Raw genomic sequence first — 12,999 nt, forward strand, 5'->3', positions numbered from 1 at the left:
GCGCTTTTAGGGCAACTCAACGATGCGTCCAAAAAGATAGCCGAGAAATCTAAAGTCCCTCGGCCATTATGACTTTACTGGTGCGGCGCTAGGGCTAAATCTAGCTGACAGGCATAGCAACAGATTCAACCGATGCGGTCGTTGCCGCTGTCTGATCGGTGAGCTTTTTGGCTTCCAGGTAAGCCGCCAGCTGCTCTTCAATATTCTGCCGCACGAGCTGGCGAAAGTCGATGAAGTGCTCGGCCTGGGCACACACCGATATGTAGTTGGCGGCCACCGCCGGGTAACGCCACAGCATAATGGCCAGGTTGATCCAAAATCGCAGGCGGGTTTTGCGCAGCACGCCCTGCCGCCACACCACAATTAAAAAGGCGCGAATGGTGACCCAGTTGACATCGGGGGCACCGGCAGAAGTAGTGCGGTTTTTGTAGTTGCGCTTTTGGGCCTCCCCCAGCATCAAGAAGTGGCGGAAAGTGCGGTTAAGCACCGTCAGCGGGTCGTAGAGATCCCAAAACACCTGGATATATTCTTCGGTGATTTCTTCGATGGGCCGGGTGGGCACGAAGTTCATCAGGGTAGTCTGGTTGATGTCGGCGCTCTTGCTCAGCAGGCGACCTTCTTTCTCTAAGCGGTGAGAAAGAGCGGTGTCGGGCAGGGCTTGCAGCATGCTCACCAGCGCGGTGGGGATGGCGGTCTGCTCAACGAATTCGTAGATGCGCCGACCGGCCCCAGACTTTTCGCCGTCGAAACCAACGATCAGCCCGGCCATGACCCGCAGCCCCGCCTGGGCGATGGAGATCACCGACTCCGAGAGGGGGTCGCGCATGTTCTGAAACTTTTTGGTCATGTTGAGGCTTTCGTCATCAGGGGTTTCAATGCCCAAAAAGACGGTGCCGAAGTTGCAATCGACCATCATCTGCATCAGTTCTGGATCTTGGGCCAGGTCTACCGAGGCCTCGGTGGCAAAGGAGAAGGGATAGCCGTGCTCCTCCATCCAAGGTTTCATGGCTTTGAGCAGCAGTTTGACGTTGCGCTTGTTGCCGATAAAATTGTCGTCGACCATGAAAATGCTGCGCCGCCAGCCCAGGTCGTAGAGGCATTGCAGCTCGGCTAGCAACTGCTCGGGGTCTTTGGTGCGGGGCTTGCGGCCGTAGAGCACGATGATGTCGCAAAACTCGCACTGGAAGGGGCAGCCGCGAGAGAACTGCACCGACATCTCGGCGTAGGCGTCCATCTCGAGCAGGTCATAGCGGGGCACGGGGGTGCTGGTGACATCGGGCTTCTCGCCGCCAGAGCGGAAGGTGCCGCTGCGATCGCCTCGTTCCACTGCCTCCACAAACATGGGCAGAGTAATTTCCCCTTCGTCGAGCACCAGAAAATCAGCTCCGGCGGCTTCAGATTCTTGGGGAATGGCGGTGGGGTAAGGGCCGCCCACCGCCACCAGCTTGCCGTAGCGCTTAGCGGTCTGTACGGCGTCTAAAAAATCTACGCGGTGGACGATCATCGCCGAGATGATGACAATGTCGGCCCAGCGCCACTCGTCGTCGCGCACTTCCCGCACGTTGCGGTCTACCAGCTTGTAGTCCCAGGTTTGGGGCAAAATCGCCGCTACGGTCACTAGCCCTAAGGGGGGCAACTGCGCTTTCAGCCCAACCAGCTCTAGCGTTTTGTCAAACGACCAAAAGCTTTGAGGAAAGCGTGGATAAACCAAAAGAATATTCATAGAGACCGTATGGGTATCCTCGCCATGCTACGGGAGTTATCTGAAATAATCAAACGCAAAACTTGAGAATGTGATACCTAACGGTAACAAAAACTTTAGAAAAACCTGAGGTATGGATCCTCAATTTGTCGATCTTACTGACCGCGATCGAATGTGGGTATCGGTTTGTGCATCACTTAAAGACGGGGAAACTCGCGATTAGTTCGCTGACGACCGACGAGTTTTGGCCGGAGAATGACAGTTGTCGCAATGTCCACACCCCCCTAAGCGCTGCGCCTCGCTGCGAAAACCAAAGGCTACGAGCAGAGCCTGCCAGCGACATTGACGGCTGTGGAGGAATTGATGCATCTGCTGGCTGGCTGACTCCTGCGATCGCACCGGTTGCTCTGCCCGGCCAATGAGCTGGTACTGAAACGGGCTCACCCACTCTAACTGGCCGACGCTGTGCAGCCACGATAGGGAAATGGCCCCGTGCTCAAACTGCTGGCTAATGTCGCGCACGTCTCCCTCAAGCGGAATTTGGGTCACCAGGCGCTGGGCTTTTTGCTGTAGGGCCTGGGTTTGAGCCTCAAAGAATTTCGCCCGTTGGCGATCGCCCGGCTCCAGCCAGCCCGTCGGCTCGCTCACCAGGGTCAGGGCCTCGGCGGCGTTGCCATCGCGTCCGGCTCTTCCTACTTCCTGCACGTACTCGGTAATGGTGCAAGGAGCTTGGTAGTGGACAACCCAGCGAGTTGACTGTTTGTTAACGCCCATGCCAAAGGCCGAGGTGCAGACCACAAATTGAAGTTTGTCAGCCATCCAGTCGGCCTCAATTTGGCGGCGATCGCGGCTGCTCAACCCGGCGTGGTATGGCGCTACCCGATAGCGATCGCCCAACTGCTGGGCGATCGCCTCGCTATCTTTGCGAGTGCGCACATAGACTAACCCCGCCTGGTTGGAGTGCTGCTGAAGGTAGCGCTTTAACACGCCCTTGCGCTGGCCCTCGCTGACCACAGCCTTCACTCGCAGATTTAAATTAGGACGGTGGGGATTAAGCCGCACCACCTGAGGCGACTGAAGCTGTAGCACCTCGCGTAAAACGGTTTGGGCCACAGGGTCGGCGGTGGCAGTAAAGGCCGCAATGGGCAGGGTGCTACCATCTGGGCGGCAGTCCAGCAGCGCTTTTCTCACCGTCCCCAAGCGGCGATAGGCGGGGCGAAAAGTTTCACCCCATTGCACCAGGCAGTGGGCTTCATCCAAAATTATGCCATTGAGCCGGAGTTTCGGTTGGCAGAGCCGTTCCCAGACGGGTGGGCTGAGCAAGGTCTCAGGCGAAACGTAGAGCAGCCGCAATTCTTGACGTTCTAGCGCCCTGAGGGTGCGGTGGCGAACGGGCGGTGGCAGCTGACTGTGGAGGGTGGCAGCGGGCAGGGCTTTGTCGTGCAGCTCTTGCACCTGGTTTTCCATGAGCGCTACCAGGGGCGAAACCACCAGCGTCAGGCCCGACTGCAGCAGCGCCGGTAATTGAAAGCAAACCGATTTTCCGCCACCGGTGGGCAGCACGACCAAAATATCTTGACGATTGAGCAATGCCTTGACGATCGCATCTTGGGGTGGGCGAAAGTCGCTATAGCCCCAAATCTGCTGAAACGCCTGGAGCACCCTGGCCCAGGCCACGGACTGTTCTGCCATCGCCACACCCTAAATCGTGCCTTCAGGATGCCCAGCTCAGCCCCACGATTTAGCCTACAGTTGGCAGCCTGCATACAAGAAAGGGGATCGAGCCTAAACACGATCCCCTTTCTATAAATGGCTACCTTTGCCTTAGAGGGCATTGGCAAACGGGTGATTTATCCCCAGTTCTATTCAAAGATGAAGGGGAAGTTGTAGCCTACGCCCAGGGAGATGCCCAGGGCAAAGCCGCTGGTGACTCGGAAGTTGCCCACGGCGTTAAAGGTAAAGTCGCGGGAGATGGGTACGTCGGCCCCGGCGTTGATCAGCAGACCCACATCGCCACTGGTGGGAATGTCGACCCCAGCCCCAACGTAGGGCTGAGCGCGGAACCCCTCGTAGCTCAAGGTGCTGAAGTTGTAGGTCACCGGAATGGTGAAGCTCGACCGGTTATTGGTGATGGTAGCCCCAGGCCGCACCGAGAATCGGGGCCCAAGGGAAATTTTGCTGATGACGTTGAAACCAAAGCTAGACAGCCCACTGTCGCTGCGATTGCCGATGCCGATGTTGCCACCCACGCCCAGGTAAGCAGGGCTGATCTCGTAGGCCGGGCGAGTGGTGCCCTGGGCCAGATCGATAGAATCGTTGGCGGTGGGAGCGGCCTCAATGGTGGCCGCCGTCAGAGCCGACTCAATACCAGTGGTGTCGAACGAACCTTGATCAGCGGTAAGCGACTCAGCCTCGGGCAAAGCGAGCAGGCTGGCATCAGACTCCGCTGGCTCCACCGGGGCGATCGCTTCAACGACGGGCGCTTCAGCCGCTGCAGGCACTTCAGCGGTGGTGGCTTCGTCAGCTACAACAGGTTCAGTGGTTGCTTCAGTAGAGCTTTCGACTGCTTCAGCTAAGGTATTTTGGGTCGGCTCTAGCTCGGCCAGGTGGTTGTGGGCCAGGGCTGGGGCAGCCATACCGGCTACGGCCGCCAAGCTGAGAGCCAGAGAAACTTGCTTTAGATACGCCATGATTCGTTCACTCCTCAGATTTTTAACAATCAAGTCTCATTGGCTAAATGCCAACGATTAATCGCTCTTGAAATCGCAATGTCGTAGTGAGATTCAGGAAAGTTAAAACTATTCCATCGCTACAGATTCACACACCACATGTGCCTCTGAAATTGGCTGAATTGTACCATCTTCAGCCTAGGGGCGAGGCTATGTTAACAACATTCTGCACCTACTTTGGATAGGCGCGACTCTACATTAGGGCAGATCAATATCGAAGGGTGACTAGCATTTTGGAACATTTGCCCTAACCCTATGGACTGACCATGTGCTGAACTATGAGACTAGCCAACCGAGGTAAAATTTGTCGGTTTTTGCTGTGCACAGAGCTTTCGATAAAAGTTACTAGCAAACCAGGTTCGCCGCTGGGTAGCTCAAAGTAGGCGGCGTCGTGGCGCACCTTGCTGGTATACCCCGCCTTTGAATAGAGCCGAGTGCCCCGAGGTAGGCCTTCCCCCAAAAAGCCGGTGAACTGGTCTTCTTCACCGGGTGCTGGCGGGGCAGTGGGTTGATGGCGTGCCAGCAGAGAGAGCATGGTCTGCGATCGCGCCGCCGACACCGCTACTCCGCCAGCAATGCTGTGAATCAACCGGGCTATGGCGTCGGTGGTGAGCCGATTGCGATTCTCGTAGTGCTCGCCCACAAAAGCCCGCTCGCGACCGTAGGGTCCATCGCCCCAGGGCTTTTGATTCATGTTTACCCCAACCAACTCAGGCCACGGCAACGACTGAAAGAAGCGGTTGATAATGTTGCGCTGGTAACACCAGGTTTCAAAGGGGCCAGGGGGCAGCTCCGGGCCACTGGTGGTGCCGCTTAGCAGATCGACAACTAGAGAAGTCGCGTCATTGCTAGAGTCTACAATCATGTCCTTTAGCGCCCGATCTAGCTCCGCCGATGGTGAAATCATTCCCTGCTCCACCCACTCATGGGCGGCTACCAAGTAAAACAGCTTCACCACGCTGGCTGGGTAAATCAGCTCAACTCCTCGATAACTGGCCCCCTGAGGGCGGTGTTGCCAAAAATCATCGGCACTCAAAGCCCCGCCAGTATTGACGATGTAGGGTGGGTCATAGACCACCCAGGTCACGGCAATTTGAGTAGGCGTCAACGCAAACTCAGCCCGCACCTGCTCTAATACCTGTTCTAAGGTCGCTTGCAGGTCAGGATCGGGGGCGAAAAATGTCGTCATGCCAGTGCTTGTGTTCTGGGTAACCGCTTGTTGATTAAATCATCCTTCACCATAGCGGTGGATGGGTGCGGGGGTGGATGGGTACGAGGGCGGAGTGGATTGGTGGGCATGCCGGATCGTCTATGCCCTAATCCTTACCCTTCTCAAATTCGTCCTGGCTCAGTATATAGATCGTTCTGTTGGAGGTTGGTGGTGCAAATCAAACGCCGTGAGGTGGGGTTGACTGTAGACGACAGCCTGATGCGGCTTTATGTGGTGGAGCCTGTTGTTTCTGGCCAATATCCCGGCATTTTGTTCTACTCAGACATTTACCAACTGGGAGGGCCAATTCTGCGTTTAGCCGATCGCCTAGCTGGATATGGCTACGTGGTGGCAGCTCCAGAGATCTTTCATCGACTAGAGCCTATTGGCACTGTGATTGAACCGAATGACTTGGGTCGCCTGCGGGGCAACGACGCCGCCAGTCGCACGGAGGTGGCTCAATACGACGCCGATGCAGCGGCAGCGCTGCACTGGCTTCAGACCTCGGACACCGTCGCCCCCGGTCAGCTCGGGACGGTGGGCTTTTGCATTGGTGGCCATTTGTCCTGTCGCGCGGCGCTAAACCCTATCGTTAAGGCGGCGGTGTGCTGCTATCCAACTGGCATTCACAGCGGCAAGCTCGGGAAAGACAGAGCCAACACCCTAGAGCGTCTGAGCGAAATTAACGCCCATCTGCTGCTGGTCTTTGGGGATCAAGATCCTCACGTGCCCGCTGAGGGTCGCGATACGATTCTCAATGCCCTGACCACCGCCAGTGTTGACCATAAAACCCTGATCTACCTGGCCAACCACACCTTCATGCGCGACGATGGCTACCGCTATGACCCTGCCGCCACTGACGCGGCCTGGGCGGAGGTGGTAACCTTTTTGGCCCACGGTTTTGGCACCGCTGCGCCACATTCTTGAGGGCCTGGGTATGTTAGGCCATGGCCAGGGGGCGGGCATTCTGTGCAAATCGCAACTTTCTGTCCTACGACCTAAGGTATACGGTTAGAGTAAGAGGTGTTTAGCGGGTTCACTAATACCTCGGTGAGAGGGTTTTGCGGGGAAGGGTTTCCCTTTCGATTTGCCGCTTTTAGACGATTGAGCCTGCACAATCCCTCAACTTATCTAGGCGGCTGACTGCGCCCATTGTTTTCCCATCTGCCACGCTTGAATAGGGTTCCCATGGCACCTCAGATCGATGGCCTTTCCGGGCCGGTCTTCAACCAACGCAGCATGATTACCGCGCTGTCTCTGGCTAACCAAACCAGTTCTCTTACCAACCGGGTGCGCGATCTGCCCACCCCACAGTTCATCAGTCTGCTCGACCAAATCACGGCAGAGTTTGAGCATTTTCTGCGCGCCATCGACATGATCAACAACGAGTCGTTGGAGGTTATGCTGGAGCAGATTTTGGAGGCGTTTACCCTCAAGATCGGCCAAATTCTTCAGGCTGAGCGCACCACTATCTTCATGGTGGATCAGGAAAAGCAGGAGCTGTGGTCGAAGATTGCCCAGGGAGATGGGGAGCGATCGCTCGAAATTCGCGTGCCTATGGGCAAAGGCATTTCGGGCCACGTGGCTACCCATGTGCTGCCGCTGAATATCCCCGACGCCTACGCGGACGATCGCTTCGACCCCACCCACGACAAAAAGACCGGCTACCGCACCCGCAGCATTCTCTGCATGCCGGTACTCAGCAAAAAGACCGACAACATTGTGGCGGTGGTGCAGCTGCTCAACAAGCTCAACCATGCTCCCTTCGACGAGCAAGACGAGCGCCACTTTAAAGAGTTTGCCGAGTCCCTGGGGGTGATTCTCGAAAGTTGTAACTCGTTCTACATCGCCGCCCGCAACCAGAAAGGCGTAGCCGCTTTGCTGAAGGCAATCTCGTCGCTAGAGCAGAGTTTGGATCTGGAGAAAACCCTGCAGTCGGTGATGGGAGAAGCCCGTCAGCTTATGCAGGCCGATCGCAGCACCCTGTGGCTGATCGACGATGAGAGCGGCGATCTGTGGTCAAAGGTGAAGTCGGGCGACGGCAAATCGCTGGTGGAGCTACGCATTCCTATCAATAGCGGCATTGTGGGCCACGTAGCCACCACGGGCGAGGTGCTCAACATCCCTGATGCCTACCAAGATCCGCGCTTTAACCCCGATGCTGACAAGCGCACCGGCTACCGCACCCGTAACATCCTCTGCATGCCCGTGTTTGATTCGGGCGGCAAGCTGATCGCCGTCACCCAGCTGATCAACAAGGCCCAGGGCACCTTCACCACCTCCGACGAAGCCTTCATGCGGGCCTTCAACATTCAGGCGGGTGTCGCCCTAGAGAACGCCAAGCTGTTTGAGAGCGTCTTGGTCGAAAAACAGTACCAAAAAGACATTCTGCAAAGCCTCTCCGATGCGGTTATTTCTACCGATATGGAGGGGCGAATCATCACCATTAACGATGCCGCCCTACAGCTAATTGGCTGCCCCGAGGACACTGACCATAGCCGCACCATTCGCGATCGCTGGTGCGCTGCCCTGCTCCACCGCCCGGTGTGGGAGGCGATCCCCATTGAGAGCCTGCGGTTTCGCCTCGAAGACAGCCTCGGCCAAGGAGCGCGCCACTACGTGCCAGAGCAGAGTTTGCGGGTGGCGATCGCCCCTGGTCCCGGCACTGAGCTAGACCCGATCTCAACGCTGGCTCTGCCCGACAGCGACAATCCTGCCCTCTACCGACCTTGGGGCGATCCGGCCGCAACCCCGGTACCCCAAGAGGTGGTGCAGATTTTCGAGCGCAGCATCAATCTCACCGTTAATCCCTTGACTAACCCCGAGGGCGGCGTGCTGGGCGGCCTGCTCGTGCTCGAAGACATCAGCCAAGAAAAGCGGATGAAGAGCACTCTCTACCGCTACATGACCCCCGGTGTTGCCGAGCGGGTCATGGCCCTGGGCGACGATCTGCTGATGAAAGGCGAGCGCAAAGATGTCACCGTGCTCTTCTCCGATATTCGCGGCTACACCACCCTGACCGAAGACCTGGAAGCCGACAAAGTCGTCGAAATGCTCAACGCCTACTTCGAAACCATGGTGGAGTCGGTGTTCCATTTCGAGGGCACCCTCGATAAGTTCATTGGCGACGCGCTGATGGCGGTATTTGGTGCGCCTTTGCCCCTAACTAACCACGCCTGGGCTGCTGTGCAAAGCGCCCTCGACATGCGGCGACGGCTGGCCAAGTTTAACAACGAGCGCGGTGCCCTAGGGCAACCCAAAATTCGCATTGGCATTGGCGTCAGCTCCGGCGAAGTTGTCTCGGGCAACATTGGCTCCCAGCGCAAAATGGAGTACACCGTGATCGGTGACGGGGTCAATCTCAGCTCCCGCTTAGAGGGGGTGACCAAGGAGTATGGCTGCGACATTGTGATCAGCGAGTACACCTATGCCCTCTGCGCCGACAGAATTTGGGCCCGCGAGCTAGACCGCACCCAGGTTAAGGGCAAACAGCGCGCCGTTGGTATCTACGAACTCATCGACCAGCGCGATGCCCCGCTCACCGCCGATACCGAAGCCTTTCTCGACCTCTATGCCCAGGCCCGCAGCGCCTATACGGCTATGCAGTTTGAGCAAGCGCTGCGCCTATTTGAGCAGGCCCAGCAGATGCGTCCTAAGGACAAAGCCGTGACTGTGCACCTGAGCCGCGCCCGGCAATACCTAATGCAGCCGCCCCCCGAAGACTGGGATGGGGTCTATGTCATGACGACAAAGTAGCGAACAGGCCGTCGGTGCATCGGTTTGAGCCATGGTAGAACCAGGGCCAAACCGATGCACCGACGGCCATCACCCGGCATCTGACTCAGCCCATCTATGGGAGCCTATCTATCGAAGAAGGAGCAAACCCGGTAGGATGGGGGTTGTGTTCAAAACGAACACTTTTAGGTCGTTCTGTCGCCGATGAGCCCACGCATGTCTCTGTTCGACTGGTTTGCCAATCGCCGTAAGTCAGGTCCCATTAGCGAAGACCGCCAGGAGCGAGAAATTGCCGATGGTCTCTGGACGAAGTGTGAGCACTGCGACGTCCTCACCTACACCAAAGATTTGCGCACCAACCAGTGGGTCTGTAGCGACTGTGGTCACCACCACCGCATCTTCAGCGACGAGCGCATTCGCCAGCTAATCGACGCTAACACCTGGCAGCCCCTCGACACCCACATTCAGCCTCAAGATCCGCTCAAGTTTAAGGATCGCAAGGGCTACGGCGATCGCCTGCGCGATACCCAGGCCAAAACCAAACTCACCGACGCTGTGCAAACCGGCCTAGGCGAGCTAGATGGCCTGCCCGTCGCCCTCGGCGTCATGGACTTTCGCTTTATGGGCGGCAGCATGGGCTCGGTAGTCGGCGAAAAACTCACCCGCATGATCGAGCGCGGCACCGCCACTAACCGACCGGTGATCATCGTCTGTGCCTCCGGTGGAGCCCGTATGCAGGAGGGCATGCTTAGCCTGATGCAGATGGCCAAAATTTCGGGCGCGCTCCAGCAGCACCAGGCCGCTAAACTGCTCTACATGCCGGTGCTCACCCACCCCACCACTGGGGGCGTCACCGCCAGCTTTGCCATGCTGGGCGACATCATTTTGGCTGAGCCTAAGGCCACCATCGGCTTTGCCGGTCGCCGCGTCGTCGAGCAAACCCTGCGTGAAAAACTGCCCGACAATTTTCAAACTGCCGAATACCTGCGCGAACACGGCTTTGTCGACTCGATTGTGCCGCGCACCCAGCTCAAGCAGACCTTGGCTCAGTTGATTCGTCTGCACCAGCCGGTTGCTGCCCCCGCTGCTGTTGAGAACCATACCCCCTGGACCAATGGCCTCAATGCCGCAGAGCCAACCCATATTGGCGTCGATTTATAACGGCGAGCATTGGGAATGGCCCCCTTCGGTGGCATGATAGACATTACGTGAATAATTTAATGGGGAAAACTCCGTTGAATTACATCTAAATCCAAGCCCAGGCGTGGAGTTTTGCCTGATGGAAAACTTCAGAACCTGAGTTGGACTTAACATAGCTGTGTTGATTTCATACCCAAGCCCTATACATTCGAGGAGAACCATGTTGAAGAGATGCATTTGGCTAGTTGCGGTCGCACTCTTCTTTGTCAGCCACCTGGTCATGGGAGACGCTGTCGCGGCTGAGCTAGATGAAGCCACCCGCACCGTACAGCTCAATCCCGATGGAGACACCTATGTGTTGTCTCTGGAGCAGGTGACCCGTGGCCGTCGCCAGTTTAACTACGCCTGTGGCACCTGCCACGTCGGGGGGATTACCAAAACCAACCCCACCGTTGGCCTCGATCCGGACTCCCTAGCCGGTTCCTTGCCTCCCCGCGATAACCTTGAATCCCTGGTGGCCTACCTGAAAGAGCCGATGACCTACGACGGTCTGACCGATATTTCTCAGGTACACCCCAGCAAAAAGAGTGCTGATATCTTCCCCAAAATGCGTAGTTTGACCGAGGAAGATCTCGTGGCGATTTCAGGCCATATTCTGCTTCAGCCCAAGGTGATTGGCGACATGTGGGGAGCTGGCAAAACCCGCTTCTCTGCTCCTCAAGTCTAGGGACAGTTAGTTTGCTTGGGGTCTCTTCCCATCGTTTTGATGGATCAAACTCTGGAGATTGCACCTGAAATTTCTGTCCGCAGGGTTTCGCAGGTGTTAGAGACGGCAATTACTCCAGTGCTGAGGCCCCAAGTGACCACGCAAAGCAGGTAATATGCCATAGGAAGGCTGTTCAACAGCCTCCTGACTGATTGAACTAGAGATACGAGCTTTAGAGGTAGTTATGCAACGTGTATTTCGCGCCGCCCAGCGTTTGGGCTTGGTTATTCTGTCTGCTCTGTTAGTAGTGGGTACTCTCACCCTGGCCTCTGCCCCCGCTGCGGCCACCAACTACGACGTAAAAATGGGTTCCGATGCAGGTCTGCTGGTGTTTGAACCTAGCACCGTCACCGTTAAGCCTGGCGACACCGTGACCTGGGTTAACAACAAAATGGCCCCCCACAACGTCGTGTTTGATGCTGCTGGTGTGCCCGGCGACAAGGCTCTGGCCGACAGCATTTCCCACACTCAGCTGACCTTTGCCCCCGGCGAAAACTACGCCACCACCTTTACCAGCGACATGCCTGCTGGTACCTACACCTACTACTGCGCTCCCCACCGTGGAGCTGGCATGGTAGCCAAGGTTATTCTAGAGAACTAGTTTTCTAACTCTGAGGTGCTTAGAGCCTCAGAGTCAACAGTAGCTGTGAAAAAGGGTGTCCCATGGGATGCCCTTTTTTGCTAAGGGACGTCCTAATGAGTTTTTCTTCACGTTTGCTGTGTACACTACTAGCCCACAAACGCTTGTATAGACTATGCAGGTAAAAGACCTCACCCCAGCAGAATGGCCCTGGCTTCTGCTGCTGGATGCCGATCCGTCGCGAGAGCTAGTCGATGCCTACATCCATCAATCGACGGTGATGGGGTTGCTGGAGGGGGATGCTGTGATTGCAGTGGTCGTGCTACTACCGCGCGATCGCCAGGTCATCGAAGTAATGAACATTGCCGTTGCCACCAGCCACCAAGGTAAAAAGCTGGGGAAACTGTTGCTGGCGGCGGCTATTGAGCGATCGCGCCAACTGGGCGCCAAGCGCATGGTTGTGGGCACCGGCAACTCTGGTATTGCTCAGCTAGCGTTTTACCAAAAGATGGGCTTTCGGCTAGAGTCGATCGATCGTGACTATTTTGTGCGCACCTATCCAGAACCGATTTATGAAAACGGCATTTGGTGCCGCGATCGTGTCATTCTTACCTTAGATTTTTAGCCTGCCTTAATTTCTAGAGGATTAGGATGACCAAATCAAAGCCCCACCTCTATCGGGTAGAAGTAATATGGACGGGCAACACCGGGTCGGGCACCCAGAGCTACGGCACCTACGATCGCGCCCACACCATTACCGTTGACGACAAACCGGCGATCGCGGCCTCTGCCGACCCAGTCTTTCGGGGCGACAAAACTAAATACAATCCCGAAGAGCTGCTGGTTGCCTCGCTGTCAAGCTGCCACATGCTGTGGTATCTGCATTTGTGTGCTGAGGCCAAGGTGATCGTCACCCGCTATGTTGACTATCCGATTGGCACGATGATGGAATCGGGGGACGGCGGCGGGCAGTTTTCTAAGGTTTTGCTCAGGCCCATTATCACCATTACGCCGGAGAGCGACTCAGAGCTGGCGACACAACTTCATGGGCCGGCTCATCAAAAGTGCTTTATTGCTAATTCGGTGAACTTTCCGGTGCAGTGCGAACCGTCGGTGCAGCTTGAGCCCTAGGTAACT

Annotated in this window: 11 protein-coding genes; 7 read left to right on the plus strand and 4 right to left on the minus strand. The window is 56.6% G+C overall.

Features of this window, described 5'->3' with window-relative positions:
* Positions 1-100: 100 nt before the first annotated feature.
* The 4 genes from H6F59_RS06735 to H6F59_RS06750 all read right to left on the minus strand — a co-directional run bounded on the left by H6F59_RS06735 (position 101) and on the right by H6F59_RS06750 (position 5,620).
* Positions 101-1,723: a B12-binding domain-containing radical SAM protein gene (locus H6F59_RS06735; RefSeq protein WP_190696716.1), complete on the minus strand. Its 1,623-nt coding sequence runs from the start codon at positions 1,721-1,723 to the stop codon at positions 101-103.
* Between the two features lie 198 nt (positions 1,724-1,921).
* Positions 1,922-3,394, minus strand: coding sequence for an ATP-dependent DNA helicase RecQ (locus H6F59_RS06740; protein WP_190696719.1), 1,473 nt, complete (start codon positions 3,392-3,394; stop codon positions 1,922-1,924).
* 170 nt (positions 3,395-3,564) lie between these two features.
* A complete protein-coding gene (locus tag H6F59_RS06745) occupies positions 3,565-4,392 on the minus strand; it encodes a hypothetical protein (RefSeq protein WP_190696723.1) in 828 nt (275 codons plus the stop codon).
* Between the two features lie 292 nt (positions 4,393-4,684).
* Positions 4,685-5,620: a serine hydrolase gene (locus H6F59_RS06750; RefSeq protein WP_190696726.1), complete on the minus strand. Its 936-nt coding sequence runs from the start codon at positions 5,618-5,620 to the stop codon at positions 4,685-4,687.
* A 192-nt stretch (positions 5,621-5,812) separates the two neighbouring features.
* On the opposite strand from H6F59_RS06750, the gene H6F59_RS06755 reads away from it, so the two are divergent.
* The 7 genes from H6F59_RS06755 to H6F59_RS06785 all read left to right on the plus strand — a co-directional run bounded on the left by H6F59_RS06755 (position 5,813) and on the right by H6F59_RS06785 (position 12,993).
* Positions 5,813-6,568, plus strand: coding sequence for a dienelactone hydrolase family protein (locus tag H6F59_RS06755; protein WP_190696729.1), 756 nt, complete (start codon positions 5,813-5,815; stop codon positions 6,566-6,568).
* 261 nt (positions 6,569-6,829) lie between these two features.
* Positions 6,830-9,397: an adenylate/guanylate cyclase domain-containing protein gene (locus H6F59_RS06760; protein WP_190696734.1), complete on the plus strand. Its 2,568-nt coding sequence runs from the start codon at positions 6,830-6,832 to the stop codon at positions 9,395-9,397.
* A gap of 195 nt (positions 9,398-9,592) precedes the next feature.
* Positions 9,593-10,537, plus strand: a complete 945-nt coding sequence (accD, locus tag H6F59_RS06765; protein WP_190696737.1) for an acetyl-CoA carboxylase, carboxyltransferase subunit beta — start codon at positions 9,593-9,595, stop codon at positions 10,535-10,537.
* A gap of 199 nt (positions 10,538-10,736) precedes the next feature.
* Positions 10,737-11,243, plus strand: coding sequence for a photosystem II cytochrome c-550 (psbV, locus tag H6F59_RS06770; protein ID WP_190696740.1), 507 nt, complete (start codon positions 10,737-10,739; stop codon positions 11,241-11,243).
* Positions 11,244-11,466: 223 nt separating this feature from the next.
* Complete coding sequence (gene petE, locus H6F59_RS06775; RefSeq protein WP_073606532.1) at positions 11,467-11,883, plus strand: plastocyanin; 417 nt, start codon at positions 11,467-11,469, stop codon at positions 11,881-11,883.
* Between the two features lie 154 nt (positions 11,884-12,037).
* A complete protein-coding gene (locus tag H6F59_RS06780; RefSeq protein ID WP_190696743.1) occupies positions 12,038-12,487 on the plus strand; it encodes an N-acetyltransferase in 450 nt (149 codons plus the stop codon).
* Between the two features lie 26 nt (positions 12,488-12,513).
* Positions 12,514-12,993 carry an OsmC family protein gene (locus tag H6F59_RS06785; protein WP_190696745.1) on the plus strand — a complete coding sequence of 160 codons (480 nt, stop codon included), beginning with the start codon at positions 12,514-12,516 and terminating at the stop codon, positions 12,991-12,993.
* Positions 12,994-12,999: the final 6 nt, after the last annotated feature.

Source organism: Nodosilinea sp. FACHB-141 (assembly GCF_014696135.1).
In the GTDB taxonomy this organism is placed as follows: Bacteria; Cyanobacteriota; Cyanobacteriia; order Phormidesmidales; family Phormidesmidaceae; genus Nodosilinea.